Annotated in this window: 20 protein-coding genes; 17 read left to right on the forward strand and 3 right to left on the reverse strand. The window is 74.5% G+C overall.

Going from position 1 to position 20,481, the window contains the following annotated elements; all coding sequences use genetic code 11:
- Window positions 1–38 precede the first annotated feature (38 nt).
- Window positions 39–1,397 carry a bifunctional folylpolyglutamate synthase/dihydrofolate synthase gene (locus tag ACFP2E_RS17055; protein WP_378524460.1) on the forward strand — a complete coding sequence of 453 codons (1,359 nt, stop codon included), beginning with the start codon at window positions 39–41 and terminating at the stop codon, window positions 1,395–1,397.
- Window positions 1,394–1,834: a DUF4233 domain-containing protein gene (locus ACFP2E_RS17060; protein WP_378524459.1), complete on the forward strand. Its 441-nt coding sequence runs from the start codon at window positions 1,394–1,396 to the stop codon at window positions 1,832–1,834. Before ACFP2E_RS17055 ends, ACFP2E_RS17060 begins: the two co-directional genes overlap by 4 nt.
- Here the strand turns inward: ACFP2E_RS17060 and ACFP2E_RS17065 are convergent.
- Window positions 1,792–3,171 (reverse strand): PLP-dependent aminotransferase family protein, encoded by a 1,380-nt coding sequence (locus ACFP2E_RS17065; protein WP_378524458.1) that lies wholly within the window; start codon window positions 3,169–3,171, stop codon window positions 1,792–1,794. The genes ACFP2E_RS17060 and ACFP2E_RS17065 overlap by 43 nt on opposite strands.
- A gap of 79 nt (window positions 3,172–3,250) precedes the next feature.
- On the opposite strand from ACFP2E_RS17065, the gene ACFP2E_RS17070 reads away from it, so the two are divergent.
- The 14 genes from ACFP2E_RS17070 to ACFP2E_RS17135 all read left to right on the forward strand — a co-directional run bounded on the left by ACFP2E_RS17070 (window position 3,251) and on the right by ACFP2E_RS17135 (window position 15,999).
- Window positions 3,251–3,985 (forward strand): pyridoxamine 5'-phosphate oxidase family protein, encoded by a 735-nt coding sequence (locus ACFP2E_RS17070; RefSeq protein ID WP_378524457.1) that lies wholly within the window; start codon window positions 3,251–3,253, stop codon window positions 3,983–3,985.
- A gap of 10 nt (window positions 3,986–3,995) precedes the next feature.
- Window positions 3,996–4,415 carry a nucleoside-diphosphate kinase gene (gene ndk, locus ACFP2E_RS17075; RefSeq protein ID WP_378524456.1) on the forward strand — a complete coding sequence of 140 codons (420 nt, stop codon included), beginning with the start codon at window positions 3,996–3,998 and terminating at the stop codon, window positions 4,413–4,415.
- Window positions 4,416–4,591: 176 nt separating this feature from the next.
- Entirely contained in the window at window positions 4,592–5,107 is a 516-nt protein-coding gene (locus tag ACFP2E_RS17080; RefSeq protein WP_378524455.1) for a hypothetical protein, read from the forward strand.
- Window positions 5,104–5,439 (forward strand): hypothetical protein, encoded by a 336-nt coding sequence (locus tag ACFP2E_RS17085; protein WP_378524454.1) that lies wholly within the window; start codon window positions 5,104–5,106, stop codon window positions 5,437–5,439. Before ACFP2E_RS17080 ends, ACFP2E_RS17085 begins: the two co-directional genes overlap by 4 nt.
- The gene (locus ACFP2E_RS17090; protein ID WP_378524453.1) at window positions 5,436–7,148 is read left to right on the forward strand and encodes an alpha/beta hydrolase; all 1,713 of its coding nucleotides are present in this window, start codon (window positions 5,436–5,438) and stop codon (window positions 7,146–7,148) included. Before ACFP2E_RS17085 ends, ACFP2E_RS17090 begins: the two co-directional genes overlap by 4 nt.
- Window positions 7,145–7,666, forward strand: a complete 522-nt coding sequence (locus ACFP2E_RS17095) for a hypothetical protein (RefSeq protein WP_378524452.1) — start codon at window positions 7,145–7,147, stop codon at window positions 7,664–7,666. The genes ACFP2E_RS17090 and ACFP2E_RS17095 overlap by 4 nt, the downstream gene beginning before the upstream one ends.
- 160 nt (window positions 7,667–7,826) lie before the next feature.
- Window positions 7,827–8,855: a rod shape-determining protein gene (locus ACFP2E_RS17100; protein ID WP_378524451.1), complete on the forward strand. Its 1,029-nt coding sequence runs from the start codon at window positions 7,827–7,829 to the stop codon at window positions 8,853–8,855.
- On the forward strand, window positions 8,855–9,811 hold the full coding sequence (gene mreC / locus ACFP2E_RS17105) for a rod shape-determining protein MreC (RefSeq protein ID WP_378524450.1): 957 nt from the start codon (window positions 8,855–8,857) through the stop codon (window positions 9,809–9,811). The genes ACFP2E_RS17100 and mreC overlap by 1 nt, the downstream gene beginning before the upstream one ends.
- Window positions 9,808–10,320 (forward strand): rod shape-determining protein MreD, encoded by a 513-nt coding sequence (mreD, locus tag ACFP2E_RS17110; RefSeq protein ID WP_378524449.1) that lies wholly within the window; start codon window positions 9,808–9,810, stop codon window positions 10,318–10,320. The genes mreC and mreD overlap by 4 nt, the downstream gene beginning before the upstream one ends.
- Window positions 10,320–12,461, forward strand: a complete 2,142-nt coding sequence (gene mrdA / locus ACFP2E_RS17115; protein ID WP_378524448.1) for a penicillin-binding protein 2 — start codon at window positions 10,320–10,322, stop codon at window positions 12,459–12,461. The genes mreD and mrdA overlap by 1 nt, the downstream gene beginning before the upstream one ends.
- Window positions 12,458–13,654 carry a rod shape-determining protein RodA gene (gene rodA, locus ACFP2E_RS17120; protein ID WP_378524447.1) on the forward strand — a complete coding sequence of 399 codons (1,197 nt, stop codon included), beginning with the start codon at window positions 12,458–12,460 and terminating at the stop codon, window positions 13,652–13,654. Before mrdA ends, rodA begins: the two co-directional genes overlap by 4 nt.
- A 107-nt stretch (window positions 13,655–13,761) precedes the next feature.
- Window positions 13,762–14,739 carry a phosphotransferase family protein gene (locus ACFP2E_RS17125; protein WP_378524446.1) on the forward strand — a complete coding sequence of 326 codons (978 nt, stop codon included), beginning with the start codon at window positions 13,762–13,764 and terminating at the stop codon, window positions 14,737–14,739.
- A gap of 55 nt (window positions 14,740–14,794) precedes the next feature.
- Window positions 14,795–15,721, forward strand: coding sequence for a TIGR03086 family metal-binding protein (locus ACFP2E_RS17130; protein WP_378524445.1), 927 nt, complete (start codon window positions 14,795–14,797; stop codon window positions 15,719–15,721).
- A 125-nt stretch (window positions 15,722–15,846) separates the two neighbouring features.
- A complete protein-coding gene (locus tag ACFP2E_RS17135) occupies window positions 15,847–15,999 on the forward strand; it encodes a hypothetical protein (RefSeq protein ID WP_378524444.1) in 153 nt (50 codons plus the stop codon).
- Window positions 16,000–16,008: 9 nt separating this feature from the next.
- On the opposite strand, the gene ACFP2E_RS17140 is transcribed toward ACFP2E_RS17135, so the two are convergent.
- The gene (locus tag ACFP2E_RS17140) at window positions 16,009–17,151 is read right to left on the reverse strand and encodes a calcium:proton antiporter (RefSeq protein ID WP_378524443.1); all 1,143 of its coding nucleotides are present in this window, start codon (window positions 17,149–17,151) and stop codon (window positions 16,009–16,011) included.
- 136 nt (window positions 17,152–17,287) lie between these two features.
- Between ACFP2E_RS17140 and ACFP2E_RS17145 the strand changes: the two genes are divergently transcribed.
- Window positions 17,288–19,264, forward strand: a complete 1,977-nt coding sequence (locus ACFP2E_RS17145) for a TIGR03960 family B12-binding radical SAM protein (protein ID WP_378524442.1) — start codon at window positions 17,288–17,290, stop codon at window positions 19,262–19,264.
- Here ACFP2E_RS17145 and ACFP2E_RS17150 read toward each other — a convergent pair.
- Window positions 19,251–20,462 (reverse strand): MFS transporter, encoded by a 1,212-nt coding sequence (locus ACFP2E_RS17150; RefSeq protein WP_378524441.1) that lies wholly within the window; start codon window positions 20,460–20,462, stop codon window positions 19,251–19,253. The two genes, ACFP2E_RS17145 and ACFP2E_RS17150, sit on opposite strands and share 14 nt — an antisense overlap.
- Between the last annotated feature and the right edge of the window lie 19 nt (window positions 20,463–20,481).

Below are 20,481 nucleotides of genomic sequence, written 5' to 3' on the forward strand. Positions count from 1 at the left end.
CGGCCCCGCCCCCAGCCGGTCTCTAGACTCGACGGGTCATGAGTGAGACTCCCTCCCCCCGGCTCGCGGAGACCTACGACGAGGTCGAGGACGCGCTGCTGTCGCGCTGGCCCGAGACCCGTCTCGAGCCCTCCCTCGACCGCATCCGCGCCTTCACCGAGATGCTCGGCGACCCGCAGCGCGCGTTCCGCACCATCCACCTGACCGGCACCAACGGCAAGACGTCGACGTCGCGGATGATCGACGCCCTGCTGCGCGCGATGGAGCTGCGCACGGGCCGTTTCACCTCGCCCCACGTGGAGCGGATGACCGAGCGGATCTCCGTCGACGGCGAGCCGCTGACCGACGATGAGTTCGTGCGCGCCTTCAACGACGTCGCGCCCTACACCCACCTCGTCGACGAGGACCAGCCCCACCCGCTGTCCTTCTTCGAGACGGTCGTCGGAATGGCCTACGCCGCCTTCGCCGACGCGCCCGTCGACGTCGCCGTGGTCGAGGTCGGGATGGGCGGCTCGTGGGACGCGACCAACGTCGTCGACGCCGACGTGGCCGTGCTGCTGCCCGTCGCGGTCGACCACTCCCGCTACCTCGGCGACAGCCCCGCCGCCATTGCGGTCGAGAAAGCCGGGATCATCAAGCCCGGCTCCGTCGCCGTCGTCGCCCACCAGCCGCCCGAGGCGGCCGAGGTCATCCTGCAGCGCGCCGCCGAGGTCGGCGCCACCGTCGCCCGCGAGGGCGTCGAGTTCGGCGTGCTGTCGCGGGTGCCGGCCGTCGGCGGCCAGATGCTCTCGCTCAAGGGCCTCCGCGCCCAGTACGACGAGGTCTTCCTGCCGCTCTACGGCGCGCACCAGGCGCAGAACGCCGCCGTCGCCCTCGCCGCGGTCGAGGCGTTCGCGCCCGACCGTGAGCTCGACGCCGAGCTGGTGCGTGCGGCGTTCGCCGAGGTGACCTCGCCGGGCCGGCTCGAGGTCGTGCGGCGCAGCCCCACGATCGTGCTCGACGCCGCCCACAACCCGGCCGGCGCGGAGGCGACCGCGGCGGCGCTGGAGGACTCCTTCACCTTCCACCCGCTGGTGGGCGTCATCGGCGTCATGAACGACAAGGACCACGAGGGCCTGCTGGCGGCGTTCGAGCCACACCTGGCCCACCTCGTCTGCACCCAGAACTCCACCGACCGGACCCTGCCCGCCGAGCAGCTCGCCGCGACGGCGCGCGAGATCTACGGCGAGCACCGCGTCTCCGTCGCGCCCAGCCTGGCCGACGCCATCGACCAGGCCGCCACCCTCGCCGAGGCCGGTCAGGTGTTCGGCGACGGGCTCGGCTCAGGGGCGGTCCTCGTGACCGGCTCGGTGGTCACGGTCGGCGAGGCCCGCCGGATGATCGCGAGGAACCAGTGAGCAGCGAGGGCGTGACGCCGGCGCCCGCCGCGGAGCGCTCCCCGAAGCGGGGGATGTGCGCGGCGATCCTCAGCCTCGAGGCGGTGACGCTCGGGCTGACCACGCCGGTGATGGTCACCATCGCCGACGTTCCGTTGCGCACGGCGCTGGTCGTCGGGCTCGGCCTCACCGTCGTGTGCCTGCTGCTGGCGGGGATGCTGCGCTCCGAGTGGGCCTACCGTGCCGGCTGGCTGGTGCAGGCCGCGGCCGTCGGCCTCGGCTTCGTGATCCCGCTGATGTTCTTCCTGGGAGCGGTCTTCGCCGGGCTGTGGGCCACGGCCGTGCTCCTCGGCAACAAGATCGAGCGCGAGCGCGCCGCCGCGTACGCCGCCCACGAGGCCCAGGCCCCCGACCGTCAGGACCCCGGGGCGGAGCCCCCGACCGGCGACGAGGGCTGAGCCGCGCCGGCCAGCGCCGCCACGAGGGCGGCCAGCGCGCGGTCGAGCTGTGCGTCGGTGCAGCCGCCGACGCCGAGGACGAGCCCGGTCAGCGCCGACGACCTGGTGTACTCGTCGAGCAGGGTGACCTCGAAGCCGGCCCCGCGGGCCGCCTCCCGCGCCGCCACGGCGCGGTCGTGGGGGAGGAGCCAGGTCGTGTACATGCCGGCGGGCGGGCCGGCCAGCTCGGCGTGCGGCGCGAGCGCGTCGACGACCCGGCCGATCCGGGCGGCGTACACGCGGCGCGCGGAGCGCACCACCCGGTCGACGTAACCGTCGCGGAGCAGCGACAGGAACGCACGCTGCACCGGCCACGGCACCGCCTCGTGGGTCACCGAACGGCGACGGTTGATCGCCTCGAGCAGGTCCGGCGGCGGCACCAGCCAGCCCAGTCGCAGGCTGGGGGCGACCGACTTCGAGGCGGTGCCGAGGTAGGCGACCCTCTCCCGGTCCAGGCTGGCGAGCGCCGGCACCGGCGCCACGTCGTAGCGGAACTCCGAGTCGTAGTCGTCCTCCACGACGACCGCCCCGGCGCGGCCGGCGGCGGCCAGCAGCGCCAGCCGGTCCGCGGCGGGCATCATCCGGCCCAGCGGGTGCTGGTGGGCGGGTGTCACGTACGCCGCCACCGTCCCGCTCAGGTCGGCCACCGGGGCGGTCGCCGGGAGGTCGACCACCGCGCGCCCGGCCGCGCGCACGGCCTCGACCGCAGCCCGGTAGCCGGGGTCCTCGACGGCCACGGGACCCGGGCGGAGTGCACCGAGCAGGTGGCGCAGCCCGTCGGTGGTGCCGGAGACCACGACGACCTCGTCGGGGTCGCACACGAGACCGCGGGTCCGTCCCAGGCGGTCGGCGAGGGCCCGGCGCAGCTCGGGAAGGCCGCGGGAGTCGTCGTACCCCCGCGGCGGCCGGGCTGCGGACACGTCGCGCCAGGCACGCCGCCAGCCGGCGGCGTGCGCGGGGTCGATCCACGGGGTGCCGGTGTCGAGCCGCACCCGCTCGTCGGTGCGGGGCGGACCGGCGGCCGGCCGCACCTCGGGGCGGGCGCCGCCGCTGGAGGAGACGAACGTGCCGGCCCCGTGGCGACCCTCGAGCCAGCCCTCGGCGAGCAGCTGGTCGTAGGCCTGCTCCACCACCGACCGCGAGACGCCCAGCTCCGCGGCGAGCCGACGGGTGCTCGGCAGCCGGTCGCCGACGGCCAGGGTCCCGTTGGCGACCAGGTCGCGCACCTGGCCGGAGAGCTGGCGGGCCAGCGGGTCGGCGTGGCCGCGGTCGAGCCGGACCGGGAGCGTGGCCTGCATCGCGTCTCCCCAAGTGGCCTGTTGAAGTGGATGATAAGTGGCCCGTGGAGACAGGCCACTTACGCGGCAGCATAGGCACGTGACCAGCCCGACCGCCAGCCCGACCGCCAGCCCGACCGCCAGCCCGACCGCGGTGCTGTCCCCGACCGACCGCACGACCGTGCGCCGGGGCCGCCACCGCGCCCGCACCGACCCTGCGGAGCTGCACGCCGTGCTCCGCGACGGCCTCGTCGCGCACCTCGGTCTGGTCCGCGGGGAGCACCCGGTCGTGCTGCCCACCGCCTACGCCGTCGACCCCGACGGGCCCGACGAGGGCGGCACCCTCTACCTGCACGGCTCGGTCGCCGCGGGCTGGCTCGGCGCGGCCACCGGTGCGACCGTCTGCGTGACCGTCACGGAGCTCGACGGCCTGGTGCTGGGTCGGTCCGGCTTCCACCACTCGATGAACTACCGCTCCGCCGTGGTGATCGGCCGGGTGCGGGCCGTGGAGGACCACGCGGAGCGGCTGAGGGCGCTCGACCTGATCGTCGACCACATGGTCCCCGGCAGGTCGGCCACCTTGCGGCCCGCCACGCGCAAGGAGCTCGCCGCGACCGCCGTCCTCGCCCTGCCGCTGCGCGAGGCGTCGCTCAAGGTCAGGGCCGGCGGCCCCGGCGACGAGCCCGAGGACATCGCGGCCGGCTCCTGGGGCGGCCACGTCCCGCTGCGCCGGGTCGCCTCCGCACCGGTCCCCGACGAGGACGCCGTGGGTCCCGCACCGGCCGACGTCACGGCACGGGCGGCCGCCTTCGGCTGGGAGGCGGGCCGCGGATAGGGTGCCGCCCATGACGCAGCGCACCCTCGTCCTCCTCAAGCCCGACGCGGTCCGCCGCGGCCTCACCGGCGAGGTGATCCGCCGGATCGAGGCGAAGGGCTACGTGCTCGAGCGGCTGGAGCTGCGCTCGGCCACCCCGGAGCTGCTCGCCGAGCACTACGCCGAGCACCAGGGCAAGCCGTTCTACGAGCCGCTGGTCGAGTTCATGCTCTCCGGACCCGTCGTCGCGATGGTCGTCGAGGGCCACCGCTGCATCGAGGGCGTCCGGGCGCTCGCCGGCGCCACCGACCCGACGGCCGCGCTGCCGGGCACCATCCGCGGCGATCTCGGTCGCGACTGGGGCCTCGCGGTCCAGCAGAACCTCATCCACGGCTCCGACTCCCCGGAGTCCGCCGAGCGCGAGATCGGGATCTGGTTCCCCACGGCCTGAGCACCGGCTGGCCCCCGGTCGGCTCGCGGCTGACCCCGGGCTGAGCCCCGGCTGAACGGCCCACCGGGGCCCGGACCGGCCCACCGGCCGTCCACCGTGACGGCCGCGGGCGGGGTGCTCCACAGCCCGGCCCTCCGGGCAGTTTCGGCGGTCTCCCGGTCGGGCAGTCTGCCGGCATGGAGCAGACCAGACCCGCACTGCCGCCGTTCCTCGCCGGGATGGTGGGGGCGCTGCGGCGCCGCCACCGCGACGTCGACGTCGTGCTGCTGCGGCAGCCGGACACGCCGGACGACGAGGTCGTCGACGAGGTCCGGGTGACCGGCACCGTCCGCCGCGTCGCCGAGGTCGCCCGGCTCCTCGCCGACGCCGACCCGACGCCCGGCGACCCCGCCGACGTCGGACTGGGCCTCGGCCCGCAGCCGGGGTCCGTGGTCGTGCGGGCCCGCACCTCCGCGGCCCGCGCCGACGGCGACGAGGGCCTCCAGCGGGTCGCCCGCGTGCTCGCCTGCGACGGCTGGTCGGTGCAGCTCTCCGAGGCCCACGACGACCAGCCGGCCCGCGTCGTGGCCCGGGCCGGGCGGCTGACCGTCCGTGCCGGCTGGGCACCCGCCACCGGCGCCTGGCTCTGCGAGGTCGAGGCGTCCCCGTTGCTGGTCGGCGACGACCGGGCCCGAGCCCTGGTCGCCTCGTGACCGCCCCCGGCCCCACTGGTCCCGCCGCGGCGCTCGAGCTCGTCCCGGTCGACGTCGTGCGGGTGGCCCGGGGGTGGGACGGCCAGCACCTCGACCTGTGGTCGGCCGCCCGTCGGCTCGCGGTCGCGCCCACAGGCGGGTTCACCCCGACCCTGCGCGGCGACGCCGCCCGGTTCGCCGCCGGCTGGGCCCGCGGGGTCGGCGACCTCGCCGCGGAGGCGGCCGCGCACGCCGCTGCGCTGCGCGACACGGTCGCCGACCTGCTCGCCACCGACCACCAGGTGTCCCTCCGGGTGCTCGCGCTCCGCGGCCTGCTGCGGGACGCGGCATGAGCCTGCCGCCCGTCCCGTCGTACGACGCGGACCCGGCCGCCGTCCGCGACTGCGCCGCGGTGCTGCTGGCCGCGTCGGCGCAGGTCGACGACCTCGGCTCGTTCGCGGCCGGGTCGGCGCAGGTGGCCGGCTGGACCGGGCTGGCCGCCGACGCCTACCACGCGGCGAGCCGCCCCACAGGCCGTCGCGGCGACGCCGTGTCCCTGGCGCTGCGCCACGTCGCACGACGGGTGGACGCCCACGCCGACGCGCTCGAGTCGCTCCGGGTACGCCGCGACGTGCTGCTCGACGAGCGCGCCCGCCTGGCCGCCGAGCTCGCCGACGTGCCCACCGCCACGGCCACGGGTGCGACGGCCGCCGTGCGCCGGTTCGCCGCCGATGTGGCCGGGTGGTCGGCCGACCTCGCCGCCGAGGAGGCCGGGATGCGCGCCGTCCTCACGAGGTTCGACCGGTTGGACGGGGCGCTCCGCCGGTTCGGCGACGCGGCCGATCCCGCGGACGCCGCGCTCTCCCGCCTGCCCGGCCACGGTGCCCCGCCGGGCGTGGTCAAGGCCTGGTGGGACGGCCTCGACGCCGCCCAGCGGCGGGCGGTCGTCGCGGCCGCGCCGGGAGCCGTCGGCAACCTCGACGGCATCCCCGCCCGGTGGCGCGACGCCGCCAACCGCGTCGCCCTCGACCGCGACCTCGCCGCCTGGGAGCTCCTTGCCGACCTCGGCCGGCTCGGCGACGACGAGGCTCGCTGGCTGGTCAACGCCCGCGCGGCCCACGAGGCCGTGGCCACTGCCCAGGCCGGCGTCGACCCGGTCACGCTGCAGCCGGTGCCGGCGCAGCTCCACCTCTACGACCCCCGAGCCTTCGACGGCGACGGGGCGGTGGCGGTCGCCGTCGGCGACCTGGACGTGGCCGACGACGTCGCGGTCGTCGTGCCGGGCCTCGGGTCCGACGCGGGCAGCGCCCCCTACCAGGCCGCCCGCGCGGTGACGCTCTACGAGTCCTGCCGGGTGCTCGACGCCTCGGCGACCCCGGCGGTGCTGGCCTGGGTCGGCTACGACGCTCCCGACAACGTCCCGTGGGACGGCGGGCCGGACGCGGGCTGGGACGGGGCCGGCGTCGTGCGCGAGGATCACGCCGCGCGCGGCGGCGAACGGCTGGCCGACGCCGTCGACGGGCTGCGTGCCGGGCGGGACGGCGAGCCCGCCCACGTGACCGTCGTCGGCCACAGCTACGGCTCGACGACCGCCGGCCACGCGGCCCACGACCACGGCCTGCCGGTCGACGACCTCGTCCTCGTCGGCAGCCCCGGCGCCGGCGGCGACACCGACCACGCCGCCGACACCGGCCTCGACCCGTCCCACGTGTGGGCGGTCGCCAACAGCCGCGACGCCGTCGCCGACCTCGCCAACCACGGCGCGTTCCACCTCGAGAGCCTCGCCGGAGGCGGTCTCGGCGACGACCCGGCGGAGGACGACTTCGGCGCCCGGCGCGTGCGCGCCGAGTCGACTGACCGTGCCGCCCTTCCCGGGCTCGCCGACCACGCCCGCTACTTCGACCACGACACCGAAGCGCTGCGCAACATCAGTCTGGTCGTCACCGGCGACCACGACGCGGTCACCCTGGCTGGCCCCGTGACCGATCCCTGGTGGGGCCCGCCGCACGACCCGGAGTGGCACCGCCCACCGGAGGCGCCCGACACGGACGGCCGTCCGTGACCGAGATCCGGAGCACGGCCTCTGCGGCGGCGGCCCTCGCCGTGCTCGCGGTGACCGCGACCGCCTGCGGCGGGGGCGGGGACCGGGTCGACCACACCGGCGCGGCCGTGCTCGAGCGGCAGCGTGCCGAGGTCCGTGCCACCGCGGTCGCGCTGGCGACCGACCTGTCCGGCGCCACCGGCGGCGAGGTCCAAAGCGCCACCGGCGACTGGGACGGCTGCGAACCCGCCTTCGCAGACCGGTTCGCCGGGGTGCGGTACGCCGCCACGGTCCGGCTCTCGCTGGCCGGCTGGGAGGTGCCGCCCCGGCAGCGTGCGGAGGTGCTGGCCGAGCTGCTCGGCGACCCGGCGGAGGGTGCCGGCGACACCGGCGCGCTGGTGCGCACCGCCCCCGACGGCCACGAGGCCTTGGTCGAGGTGACCGCCCCCTGCGTCGAGGTGCCGGCGGGGGAGCGGGACGCGTGGCTCGTCCGCGAGGAGCCGACCCCGGACCTGCCCGTCCCGGCCCGCGGTCGCTGACGCAGACCACGCGCCACGCTCGCGTGTCCTGCCGGGAGCGGGCGTCCTGCGCTCATACCCTCGTCCCAGGACGCACCACGCGCCCCACCTTCCCCAACCGGACGACCCGTGCGTCCGGCCGACCCGTCCCTCCGGGGGCGACGACCCGCGAGGCACCGGCATGGCGAACAGCTTCATCGGCCGCGACATGGCCGTGGACCTCGGCACCGCCAACACGCTGGTGTACGTCCGCGGCAAGGGGGTCCTGCTCGACGAGCCCAGCGTGGTCGCCCTCAACTCGTCCACCGGCGAGATCCTCGCCGTGGGCCACGAGGCCAAGCGCATGCTGGGCCGCACGCCCGACAACATCACCGCCATCCGGCCGCTCAAGGACGGCGTCATCGCCGACTTCGAGGCGACCGAGCAGATGCTGCGGTTCTTCATCCAGCAGGTCCACCGGCGGCGCTACTTCGCGAAGCCCCGCATGGTCATCTGCGTGCCGAGCGGCATCACCGCGGTCGAGCAGCGCGCGGTCAAGGAGGCCGGCTACCAGGCGGGCGCCCGCCGGGTCTACATCGTGGAGGAGCCGATGGCCGCCGCGATCGGCGCCGGCCTGCCGGTCCACCAGGCCACCGGCAACATGGTCGTCGACGTCGGCGGCGGCACCACCGAGGTCGCGGTCATCTCGCTCGGCGGCATCGTCACCAGCCTGTCCATCCGGACCGCCGGCGACGACCTCGACCAGGCGATCGTCGCCTGGATGAAGAAGGAGTACTCCCTCATGCTCGGCGACCGCACCGCCGAGGAGGTCAAGATGACACTCGGGTCGGCGTTCCCGCTGCCCGACGAGCCGGAGGCCGAGATCCGCGGCCGCGACATGGTCTCCGGGCTGCCGCGCACGGTCGTCGTGTCGAGCGCCGAGGTCCGCCAGGCCCTCGAGGAGCCGCTCCACGCCATCGTCGACGCGGTCCGCGCCACCCTCGACCAGACCCCGCCCGAGCTGGCCGGCGACATCATGGACCGCGGCATCGTGCTCACGGGCGGCGGCGGCCTGCTGCGCGGCCTCGACGAGCGGCTTCGCCACGAGACCGGCATGCCCGTCCACGTCGCCGAGGACCCGCTCACCAGCGTCGCGCTGGGCGCGGGCCGCTGCGTCGAGGAGTTCGAGGCGCTGCAGCAGGTGCTGGTCTCGGAGCCGAGGCGGTTCTGATGGGGTTCGGCAGCTCCGGCGGTAGGGGCCCCGGCGGAGGGCGCGAGCGCCGCTGGGGGAGCCTCGACCGGCTCGACGCCCGCCACCGGCCGTCGCGCGCCCTGCTCGTCGCGCTCGTCCTCGCCTGCCTCAGCGTCATCACGCTCGACTACCGCGGGGGCGCCGACTCCCCGCTGGAGCCCGCCCGACGGGTCGTGGGCGAGACGCTGGGCCCGGCCGAGACCGGCGTGGCCGCCGTCGTCCGCCCGTTCACGGCCGTGCCCGACTGGTTCCGCTCGAAGGGCGCGCTGCAGGAGCGGATCGCCGACCTCGAGGCGGAGAACTCCCGGCTGCTCGCCGAGACCCGCACCAGCGGCTACGACCGCCAGCGGCTCGAGCAGTACGACGGCCTCACGTCGACCGCCGCCGAGCTCGGCTACGCGCTCGTGCCGGCCCGGGTGGTCGGGCTGGGCCCCGCCCAGTCGTTCTCCCACACGGTGACCATCGACGCCGGCTCCGAGGCCGGCATCCGTCCCGACATGACCGTGCTCAACAACGACGGCCTCGTCGGCCGGGTGCTCCGGGTGACCAGCACGACCGCCACGGTGCTGCTGGTCGTCGACGCCGGCTCCGTGGTGGGCGGCCGGGTCGCCGACAGCATGGAGATGGGCTTCCTGCGCGGCCGCGGCGCCCTCGGCGACGCCGGCCGGCTCGACCTCGAGCTGGTCGACAACGCCGAGGTCCCCGCCAAGCACGCCACCGTCGTGACCTGGGGCAGCGAGGGCGGAGCGCCGTACGTCTCCGGCGTCCCGGTCGGCCGGGTCACCTCGGTCTACAGCGACCTGCGCCAGACCTCGCAGCGCGCCGAGATCGAGCCGTTCGTCGACTTCGGGTCGCTCGACCTGGTCGGCGTCGTCGTGCCGTCCGGCTCCACCAGTGACCGCTCGGTGGTCGAGGCCGACGGGAGCCTGCGATGACCTTCGTGAGGACGTTGGCGGCGCTGGCCGCGGTGTGCGTGGCGCTGGTGCTGCAGGTCTCGTTCTTCCCGCACCTCGCCTGGCAGGGCATCGTGCCCAACCTGGTGCTGCTGGTGGTCGTCGGCGCGGCCCTGACCCGAGGCGCCCAGTTCGCCGCCACGCTCGGCCTGCTCGCGGGCCTGCTGGTCGATCTCGCGCCGCCGGCCGACCACGTCGCCGGGCGCTGGGCGCTGGCGCTGGTGGTCGTCGGCTACGTCGCCGGCCGGGTCCGCCAGGACGTGCGACCCTCGGCCACCGCCGTGGTCGCCACCGTGGCCGCCTCGTCCTTCGTCGGGACCTCGGTCTACGCGCTGAGCGGGCTGCTGCTCGGCGACCCGGTCACCGGCATCGTCGCGCTGCTGCAGGTCATCGCGGTCGCCGTGGCGTGGGACGTGCTGCTGACCCCGTTCGTGCTGCCGCCCGTGATGGGCCTGTTCCAGCGGCTCGAGCCGGAGCGGGTGCCCGCCTGATGGCCGCCGCCCAGGGGCGGTCGGGCGGCAACCGCCGCAGCCGGCTGCGCATCCTCGTGATCCAGGTGCTGGTCTTCTCGCTCTTCGCCACGCTGTTCGCGCGGCTCTACTACCTCCAGGTCGTCAGCGGCGCCCAGTACACCGCCCAGGCCGCCAACCAGTCGGTGCGCGAGATCGTCGTGCAGCCCCAGCGCGGCCTCATCGTCGACGACATGGGCCGACCGCTGGTCACCAACCGGCCCTCGTGGGTGGTCTCGGTCGACCGGACCCTTCTCGGCAAGCTCTCCGACCGTCAGCAGCGCACCCTGCTCGACCGGCTCGGCACCGCGGTCGGGATCCCGACGCCGAAGATCCGCCGCAGCCTCGTCACCTGCGGCGCCGAGGGCAGCGTCGCCGGCGAGTGCTGGAACGGCTCGCCGTACCAGCCGGTGCCGGTCGCGACCGACGTGCGCCAGTCGGTGGCGCTGCGGATCCTCGAGCAGCCCGAGGACCATCCCGCCATCGTGGTGGAGCAGCAGACCGTGCGCTCCTATCCCCGCCCGTTCGGCGTCAACCTCGCCCACGTCCTCGGCTACCTCAGCCCGATCACGGAGGGCGAGCTCGACAAGGCCGTCGCCGACGGCGACCGCTCGGTCAACGGCGCCTCGTCGGTCGGCCGGGCCGGCGTCGAGAAGCAGTACGACGCCTGGTTGCGCGGCATGCCCGGCTACCGCAACGTCGCCGTCGACTCGATGGGCCGGGTGATCGGCGACGACAGCGAGATCGCGGGTCAGCCCGGCGACACCCTGGTCACCTCGATCGACGCCCGGGTCCAGGGAGTGGTCGAGAAGCAGCTCGACCTCACCATCCGCACCGCCCGCCAGACCCGCGACACCGTCACGGGCCGCAACTACGTCGCCGACTCCGGCGCAGCGGTCGTGCTCGAGGCCGACACCGGCCGGGTCGTCGCCATGGCCAGCCGGCCGACGTACGACCCAGGCCTCTGGGTCGGCGGCATCACCGAGTCCCAGCTTGCCCGGCTCTACTCCGAGGACGCCGGGACCCCGCTGCTGAGCCGGGCCACGCAGGGCCAGTTCGCGCCGGGCTCGACGTGGAAGCCGTTCATGACCGCCGGCGCGCTGACCAACGGCTACTCGACCGGGGCGCGGCTCAACTGCTCCTCGGGCTTCCCGGTCGGCAACCGCGTCTTCAAGAACTACGAGTCCGGTGCCTACGGCTACATCGGCTTCGACCGGGCCCTCGAGGTGTCCTGCAACACCTTCTTCTACCGGATCGGCTACGACTACTGGCGCCGGCTCGGTTCCGACGTCGACGACGTCGACGCCCGCGACCCGCTGGTCCAGGAGGCCAAGGACTGGGGCTTCGGCTCCCGCACCGGCATCGACCTGCCGGGGGAGGCCGCCGGCCGGATCGCCGACCGCAAGTGGAAGCTCGCATACTACGAGTCGATGAAGGACTTCTACTGCGGCATCGCCGGCAAGCCGCAGGACGCCAAGACCAGCGACTTCGTCTACAAGTTCGCGCGCGAGTTCTGCATCGAGGGTTACGCCTACCGCGCCGGCGACGCCGTCAACTTCGCCATCGGCCAGGGCGACACCATCGTCACGCCGCTGCAGCTGGCCCGGGCCTACGGAGCACTGGCCAACGGCGGCACCCTCTACGAGCCCCGCGTGGGCAAGGCGATCGTCGACCCGCAGGGGACGGTGCTGCGCCGCATCAAGCCCAAGGTCGCCGGCAAGGTCGACGTGCCCCGGCAGGTCATCGACTACATCGACCGGGCGCTCCTGGGCGTCACCCGGCAGGGGACGATGGCGTGGCGGATGGGCGGCTTCCCGCTCGACCGCGTCGTCGTCCGCTCCAAGACCGGCTCGGCCGAGGTCTACGGCAAGCAGTCGACGTCGTGGGTCGCGTCGTACTCCGACGACTACGTCGTGGTGATGATGGTCTCCCAGGGCGGCACGGGCTCCGGCACCTCGGGCCCCGCGATCCGCGCGATCTGGGAGGCGCTCTACGGCGTCGAGGAGGAGCAGGTCGTCCCCGCGCGTGCCGCGATCCCCGGCACGACGCCGCCGCAGGGGCTGCCCACCTTCCTCGACGACGGCTCGATCCTGCCGCCCAGCCGCTCCGGGAGCCGGCGATGAGCCGCGTCGTCGGGCGAGGCAGCCAGCCGACCCGCAGCCTGCGCGCCCCCGGCCTCGACTGGGTCCTCATGGCCGCGGTCGCCGCCCTGCTCGTGCTCGGCACGCTGCTGGTGTGGTCGGCGACCTCCACCCGCGACGAGCTCACCGGCGGCGACCCGTCGGTCTTCCTCCGCAAGCAGCTGGTCAACGTCGCGATCGGCGTCGTGCTGATGGTGATGGTGCTCGCCACCGACCACCGCTGGGTGCGGATCCTCGCGCCGCTGGTCTACGTCGCCTCGCTGGCCGGCCTGGTGCTGGTGCTGACCAACGGCGCCACGATCAACGGCTCCCGGTCCTGGATCCAGCTGGGCGGCATGTCCATCCAGCCGGCCGAGTTCGCCAAGCTCGCCGTCGTGATCGGCATGGCGCTGCTGGTGGCCGAGCGAGCGGAGGGCCGTCGGCGCGACGACGTCACCTGGGTCGACGTCACGGGCATGCTCGCCATCGCCGCGGTCCCCGCGGCACTGATTCTCGCGCAGCCCGACCTCGGCACCATGCTCGTGCTCTCCGCGACCGTCTTCGGTGTCGTCTCAGCCTCCGGGGCCGGCCGCCGCTGGCTGGTGCTGCTGGTGTCGGGCGCGGTCGCGGTGGCCACCGTCGCCGTGACGCAGGGGCTGCTCGAGGACTACCAGGTCGACCGCTTCATGGCGTTCACCAACCCCGACCTCGACCCGCGCGGCGCCGGCTACAACACCGAGCAGGCCCGGATCGCGGTCGGCAACGGCGGGCTGCTCGGCGAGGGGCTCTTCAACGGGTCCCAGACGCGGGCCGGCTTCGTGCCCGAGCAGCACACCGACTTCATCTTCACGGTGGCCGGCGAGGAGCTCGGCCTCCTCGGGGCCGGGCTGCTCATCGCGCTCCTGGGGCTCGTGATCTGGCGCGCCCTGGCGGTCGCCTTCCACAGCGACGACGTCTTCGGTCGCATCGCCGCGGCGGGGATCGCCTGCTGGTTCGGCTTTCAGGCCTTCCAGAACGTCGGGATGTGCCTCGGCATCATGCCGGTGACGGGCGTGCCGCTACCGTTCGTCTCCTACGGCGGAAGCTCGATGTTCGCCGGCCTCCTCGCCGTCGGCCTGCTCCAGAACATCCACCTCCGCTCCACGGCCTCGCTGCCCACCCGGCTCCTCGCCACACCGCGCGTCACCGTCCGCTGACGGCCGCCGGCGGGGCTCGACGGACCGGGTGCCGGCCCATCACTGCGCCCTCCGAACGGCCCGGGCGGGTCATGGCGCACCACCCCCGCCTTTGACACGGTGGAGGAGTGGCCCCCGCCGAGCTGCTGCAGGGCGCCGTCGAACGAACCGTCCTGTCAGGACACGAAGGGAAGTCGGGCGCAGGCCTCGAGCGCGTCCGGCTCGAGGACGGGCGCGTCCTCGTGGTCAAGCGGGTCGACCCCGACACCGACCTCACGCTGCGGCTCACGGGCGCGACGCTGGCCCGCGACCACGTGCTGCGGACCGCCGGCGTCCTGGACCGCCTGCCGTCCGGGGTGGCGCACGCGGTGGTCGACTCCTGGGTCGAGGACGGCACCACGGTGGTGGTGATGCAGGACCTGACGGGCGAGGTGATGACTTGGCGGGACCACCTCGACCGGGAGACCTCGTTGCTCGTCGTCGATCGCGTCGCCCGGCTGCACCGGGCCTTCCTCGGCACGGCGCCCAACGACCTCGTGCCCCTGGACCGGGTGCTGACCGTCTTCGCGCCACGCCGGGTCCGCGACGCCGCCGCCGAGGGCGACGAGCTGATGCAGCTGGCGCTGCACGGCTGGGAGCACTTCGAGGACCTCGTCGACGCCGACGTCGCGGGGCGGGTGCTGGCGCTGCTCGACGACGCCCATCCGCTGGCCGGCGCCCTGGCGCAGGGCCCGGTGACGCTGGTGCACGGCGACCTCGCCACGGTGAACATGGCTGTCCGCGGCGACGACCTCGTCCTGCTGGACTGGGCCCTGGCGACCGCGGCGCCGGGAGCGCTGGACATGGCGCGCTTCCTGGCGCAGTGCGCCTCCGTGTTGTCGCCGAGCCGCGAGGAGCTGCTCGCGACGTACGCCGGCAGGGCCGGCCCGGCCTACGACCCGCGGTCGGCCCGGCTCGCGGTGCTCGCCGCCCTGATGTGGCTGGGCTGGAACAAGGCGCTCGACGCAGCCGACAACCCCGACCCCGAGGTCCGTGCCCGCGAGCGGGCCGACCTCGACTGGTGGGTCGCCCGGGCGCGCAAGACGCTCGACGCCGAGTCGTTCTGACCGGCGCGGAGCCCCTCTCGGACAACTGGAGACGACACCCGAAGGAGGGACCGACATGGACCTCAACACCCTCTACCACCGCACGGTGGAGAGCTGGGCCGACCGCGTGAACGCCGTGAAGGCGGACCAGTGGGACGACCCCACGCCCTGCCGCGAGTGGAGCGTCCGCCAGCTCACCAACCACGTGACCGGCGAGGACCTGTGGACGTCGCCGCTGGTCAACGGCGCCACGATCGCGGAGGTGGGCGACCGCTTCGACGGCGACGTCCTCGGCGACGACCCGATCCGGACCGCTCTGACCGCCGCCGGCGAGGCCACCCGCGACGTCGCCCGCACCCTGCCGCAGCACGGCCAGGTGCACCTGTCGTGGGGCGACGAGAGCATCGACGAGTACGTCCGTCAGCTCGCCGCCGACCACCTGGTGCACGGTTGGGACCTCGCGGTCGCCACCGGGGGCGACCCCCGGCTGGACCCGGCGCTGGTCGCCGAGGTGGCAGCCTGGTTCGCCGCCTACGAGGAGCGCTTCCGGGGCGCCGGGGTGATCGGGCCGCGGGCATCGACGGGCGTCGACCCCCACGACCCGCAGGCGGCGCTGCTCAGCGCCTTCGGCCGCGACCCGTCGTGGGGGCCGACCCATGCCGGCCTGACCCGCTTCTCCGCGGCGTTCGGCCGCGGCGACGTCGACGCGGTGATGGCACTGACGACCGACGACTGCGTGTTCGAGGCGACCACGCCGGCCCCCGACGGGCAGCGCCACGAGGGCGCGGAGGCCGTGCGCGCGGTCTGGGAGGAGCTGTTCGCCACCACCCGGGACGCCTCCTTCACGGAGGAGGAGTCGATGGTCTGCGGTGACCGCGCGGTGCTGCGCTGGCGGTTCGACTGGACGGAGCCGGACGGCGCTCCCGGCCACGTCCGCGGCGTCGACGTGCTCCGGCTCCGCGACGGAAAGGTCTGCGAGAAGCTGTCCTACGTCAAGGGCTGACCTGCCACCAGTTCCCCCCGGGACGTCGCCGAGCTGCCACCAGTTGCCCCGGGAGACGGCCCGAGCTGCCACCAGTTGCCACCCGCGAGGGCGCGACGCGGGGGAGGCTGGTGTCATTGGGAGGCATGAGCACCCCCGACCCGATCATCGCCGAGTACGTCGACCAGGTCGCCAACCGCTTCGGGGCGCCCGGCCTGGAGGACCTCATCGCCGCCGCCCGGGAGAAGCTCGCCGAGGCGCAGCGGGCCCTCGAGGAGCTCGGCGGGCCCGACGCCTGACCCGCGGGGTCAGGGCTGGATCGTCAGGAAGACGAACGCCGCGAGCAGGGCGAGGTGCACGCCGCCCTGCAGCGGCTTCGCCCGCCCGGGCACGACGGTGAGCACGGCCACCGCGACCGTCGTCAGGAGCAGCACGATCTGCACCGGCTCGAGGCCGAGGTCGAGCGGGCCGTCGAGCCAGATCGAGGCGACGGCCAGCGTCGGGATGGTGAGGCCGATCGAGGCCATCGCCGACCCGAGCCCGAGGTTGAGGCTGATCTGGGTGCGGGCGAGCGCCGCGGCGCGGACCGCGGCGATCGACTCGGGCGCCAGGACGAGCAGCGCGATCACGACGCCGACCACGGCGCGCGGGAAGCCGAGCCCGTCCACACCGGCCTCGATCGCCGGAGAGGCCACCTTGGCCAGCCCCACGACGGCGACGAGCGCGACCAGCAGCAGACCGAGGCTCTGCAGGGCCGCCCGCGTCGTCGGCGGGTCGGCGTGCCCGTCCCCGTCCTCGTCCACCGGCTCCCGGGGCTCGGGGGAGTGCTCACCGTGGACGGGCAGGAAGAAGTCGCGGTGCCGGACGGTCTGGGTGAAGAGGAACAGCACGTAGAGCGCGAGCGACGCCACCGCCGCGAAGGCCAGCTGCGAGCCGGAGTACTGGGCGCCGGACGCCGAGGTGGTGAACCGGGGGAGCACGAGGCACAGGGACGCCAGGGCGACCACCGTCGCCAGCGCTGCGCCCGTGCCCTCGGGGTTGAAGACGGCGAAGCGGTGCCGCAGCGAGGCCACCAGCAGCGACAGGCCGACGATGCCGTTCAGCGTGATCATCAGCGCCGCGAAGACGGTGTCGCGCGCGAGGGTCGAGGTGGCGTCGCCGCCCGAGATCATCAGCGTCACGATGAGGGCGACCTCGATCACCGTGACCGCGACCGCGAGGACCAGCGAGCCGAACGGCTCGCCGACGCGGTGCGCGACCACCTCGGCGTGGTGGACCGCCGCGAGCACGGCCCCGATCAGCAGGGCGCCCACGACCAGCATCAGCGCAACCTCGGCGGCACCGTCGGGCTTGGCGTTCCACGAGGCGGCGAGCACCAGCACCGCGACCACCGGCACCACCGTCGTCCACCGGAGCTGCCCCACCGACCGTGCCACCCGCGCCGCCACCATGCCCCGAACCCTAGGGAACCGGGCAAGGCGCCCGCGCCCCGCTCGGGAGCGGCGTCGAGGAATCCACGCGGCCGCCCGGTCCGTCGTACCCTTGGAAGTCGCCCCGATCCCCATCTGCAGCAGAGGTGTTCTCGTCGTGTCCGTCGGTCCCGACCACCGCAGCGTCTTCCCGCGCCTGGAGCCCAAGCTCCCGCTGGTGCAGAAGCCGATCCAGTACGTCGGTGGTGAGCTCAACTCGACCGTCAAGGACTGGGACTGCGCGCCGGAGGGTCCGACCGTCCGCTGGGCGCTGATGTACCCCGACGCCTACGAGGTGGGCCTGCCCAACCAGGGCGTCCAGATCCTCTACGAGGTCCTGAACGAGCGCGACTGGATCGTCGCCGAGCGGACGTACGCCGTGTGGCCGGACATGGAGCGCGTCATGCGCGAGGGCGACGAGCACGGCCCGATCCCGCAGTTCACCGTCGACAGCCACCGTCCGGTCGGCGCGTTCGACGTCCTCGGCCTCAGCTTCTCCACCGAGCTGGGATACACCAACATGCTCACGGCGCTCGACCTGGCCGGCATCCCGCTGCACAGCGCGGACCGCTCCGTCGACGACCCGATCGTGCTCGCCGGCGGCCACGCGGCGTTCAACCCCGAGCCGATCGCCGACTTCCTCGACGCCGCCGTGCTCGGCGACGGCGAGGAGGTCGTGCTGGCGATCTCCGACGTCGTCCGCGAGTGGAAGCTCGAGGACCGCCCTGGTGGGCGCGACGAGCTGCTGCGCCGGCTCGCGGTCAGCGGCTCGGTCTACGTGCCGCGCTTCTACGACGTCGCCTACGCCGAGGACGGCACCATCGAGGCGGTCGTGCCGAACCGGCCGGGCATCCCCTTCCGGGTCCGCAAGCACACCCTCATGGACCTCGACGCCTGGCCCTACCCCGCCAAGCCGCTGGTGCCGCTGGCCGAGACCGTCCACGAGCGCTTCTCGGTCGAGATCTTCCGCGGCTGCACCCGCGGCTGCCGCTTCTGCCAGGCCGGCATGATCACCCGCCCGGTCCGCGAGCGGTCCATCGAGACCATCGGCAACATGGTCGAGAACGGCATCCGCAAGACCGGCTTCGAGGAGGTCGGGCTGCTCTCGCTGTCGAGCGCCGACCACACCGAGATCGGCGACGTCGCCAAGGGCCTCGCCGACCGGTACGACGGCTCCAACGTCAGCCTGAGCCTGCCGAGCACCCGCGTCGACGCCTTCAACATCACGCTGGCCAACGAGTTCTCCCGCAACGGCCGCCGCTCCGGCCTGACCTTCGCCCCCGAGGGCGGCAGCGAGCGGATGCGCAAGGTGATCAACAAGATGGTCACCGAGGAGGACCTGATCCGCACCGTCGCGACGGCGTACTCCCACGGCTGGCGGCAGGTGAAGCTCTACTTCATGTGCGGCCTGCCGACCGAGACCGACGAGGACGTGCTCGCGATCGCCGACCTCGCCAAGCGCGTCATCGCCAAGGGCCGCGAGGTCTCCGGCCGCAACGACATCCGCTGCACGGTCTCCATCGGCGGCTTCGTGCCCAAGCCGCACACGCCGTTCCAGTGGGCGGCGCAGCTCGACCACGAGACCACCGACGAGCGGCTCAAGAAGCTGCGCGACACGGTCCGCGAGGACAAGCGCTACGGCCGCGCCATCGGCTTCCGCTACCACGACGGCAAGCCCGGCATGATCGAGGGACTGCTCTCGCGCGGCGACCGCCGGGTCGGCGCCGTGATCGAGCAGGTCTGGCGCGACGGCGGGCGCTTCGACGGTTGGAGCGAGTACTTCTCCTTCGACCGCTGGGTCGAGTCGGCCGGGAAGGCGCTCGCCGGCACCGGCGTCGACCTCGACTGGTACACCACCCGTGAGCGGGAGTACGACGAGGTCCTGCCCTGGGACCACCTCGACTCGGGCCTCGACAAGGACTGGCTGTGGGCCGACTGGGAGGACGCCCTCGCGGTCGCCGACGGCTCCGCCGACGTCGAGGTCGAGGACTGCCGATGGACTCCCTGCTACGACTGCGGGGTGTGCCCGGAGATGAACACCGAGATCCAGATCGGTCCCACGGGCAAGAAGCTGCTGCCGCTCAGCGTGGTCTGACGGTCGCCGGGTAGCGCAGCTGGTCCTCGACGTAGACCGGGCGGGCGACGTAGAGGCAGATCGCCAGCAGCGGGGCGACCAGCGCCGTCATCAGCGCCAGCGGTGCCGTCCACCCGCCGGTGGCGTCGTGGAGCACGCCGATGGTGAACGGTCCGACCGCGGCCATCAGGTAGCCCGCCGACTGGGTGAAGCCGGACAGTGCCGCGGTGCCGTCGGGGGTCCTCGCGCGCAGCCCGATCAGGGTCAGCACCAGCGGGAACGTCGTCGTGGCGGCGCCGGTCAACACCGCCCAGAGCACGGCCAGCGACTGGGGCGCGACCATCAGGCCCACGTAGGCCACCGGGTAGCCGGACACCACCGTGGCCAGCAGCAGCCCGGGACGGTGGCTGCGCGCCAGCACCGCGGGCAGCCACAGCGACAGCGGGATGCTGGTGCCGGCCAGCAGTCCCACGAGCAGGCCGGCCTGCGTCGGCGAGAAGCCGGCGTCGCGCCACAGCTGGGCGAACCAGCCGAAGATCATGTAGGCCTGCATCGACTGCAGGCCGAAGGCGAGGCCCATGCCCAGACCGAGCGGGGTGCGCGCCACGTCGCCCAGCCGTACGGCGCGCGGCGCCCGCTCGAGCGTCCGGTCGTGGCCGGCCAGGTGCAGCCAGGGCAGCGCGGCCAGCAGGGCGAGCGCCGCCCACCCGCCCAGGCCCCACCGCCACGAGCCGGCGGCCTCCGAGACGGGCACGGTCGCCATCAGGGAGGCGGTCAGCCCGACCGACAGCGCGCCGGTGTAGAGCGCGGTCACCCGGCCCACCCGGTCGGGGAAGTGGAGCTTCACCAGCGACGGCAGCAGCACGTTGGCCATCGCCATGCCGGCCAGCGCGAGCAGCGACAGCACCAGGAAGACGACGGCGTCGGGCGCCGCCGCCCGGCCCGCGAGCCCCGCGACCAGGGCGAGCAGGGCGGCGAGCGTGACCCGGTGGACCCCGGCCCGCGAGGCGAGCGCGGGTGCCATCGCGCCGAAGACGGCGAACGCGAGCACCGGCAGGGAGGTGAGCAGACCCGCCTCCACGGCCCCCATGTCCAGGCCCGCGCGCACCTCGGCCAGCACCGGCCCGACCGAGACGGCCGCCGGCCGGAGGTTGAGCGAGAGCAGCAGCAGGCCGACCAGCAGGACGACGGTGCGGCGGGAGGGGAGAGATCGTGGCATCGCTTGGGCAGGATAGGCG

Origin of the sequence: Nocardioides sp. GCM10027114, from assembly GCF_042659625.1 — a bacterium.
Taxonomy (GTDB): Bacteria; Actinomycetota; Actinomycetes; order Propionibacteriales; family Nocardioidaceae; genus Nocardioides.

What these genes read in the sequence shown, in the direction of transcription:
- mrdA (WP_378524448.1), top strand. Translation starts at nt 10,320, where the DNA reads ATGGCCGCCGCCCAGGGGCGGTCGGGCGGCAACCGCCGCAGCCGGCTG.
- ACFP2E_RS17065 (WP_378524458.1), bottom strand. Translation starts at nt 3,171, where the DNA reads ATGCAGGCCACGCTCCCGGTCCGGCTCGACCGCGGCCACGCCGACCCG.
- ndk (WP_378524456.1), top strand. Translation starts at nt 3,996, where the DNA reads ATGACGCAGCGCACCCTCGTCCTCCTCAAGCCCGACGCGGTCCGCCGC.
- ACFP2E_RS17140 (WP_378524443.1), bottom strand. Translation starts at nt 17,151, where the DNA reads ATGGTGGCGGCGCGGGTGGCACGGTCGGTGGGGCAGCTCCGGTGGACG.
- ACFP2E_RS17130 (WP_378524445.1), top strand. Translation starts at nt 14,795, where the DNA reads ATGGACCTCAACACCCTCTACCACCGCACGGTGGAGAGCTGGGCCGAC.
- ACFP2E_RS17090 (WP_378524453.1), top strand. Translation starts at nt 5,436, where the DNA reads ATGAGCCTGCCGCCCGTCCCGTCGTACGACGCGGACCCGGCCGCCGTC.
- rodA (WP_378524447.1), top strand. Translation starts at nt 12,458, where the DNA reads ATGAGCCGCGTCGTCGGGCGAGGCAGCCAGCCGACCCGCAGCCTGCGC.
- mreD (WP_378524449.1), top strand. Translation starts at nt 9,808, where the DNA reads ATGACCTTCGTGAGGACGTTGGCGGCGCTGGCCGCGGTGTGCGTGGCG.
- ACFP2E_RS17100 (WP_378524451.1), top strand. Translation starts at nt 7,827, where the DNA reads ATGGCGAACAGCTTCATCGGCCGCGACATGGCCGTGGACCTCGGCACC.
- ACFP2E_RS17150 (WP_378524441.1), bottom strand. Translation starts at nt 20,462, where the DNA reads ATGCCACGATCTCTCCCCTCCCGCCGCACCGTCGTCCTGCTGGTCGGC.
- ACFP2E_RS17080 (WP_378524455.1), top strand. Translation starts at nt 4,592, where the DNA reads ATGGAGCAGACCAGACCCGCACTGCCGCCGTTCCTCGCCGGGATGGTG.
- mreC (WP_378524450.1), top strand. Translation starts at nt 8,855, where the DNA reads ATGGGGTTCGGCAGCTCCGGCGGTAGGGGCCCCGGCGGAGGGCGCGAG.
- ACFP2E_RS17055 (WP_378524460.1), top strand. Translation starts at nt 39, where the DNA reads ATGAGTGAGACTCCCTCCCCCCGGCTCGCGGAGACCTACGACGAGGTC.
- ACFP2E_RS17135 (WP_378524444.1), top strand. Translation starts at nt 15,847, where the DNA reads ATGAGCACCCCCGACCCGATCATCGCCGAGTACGTCGACCAGGTCGCC.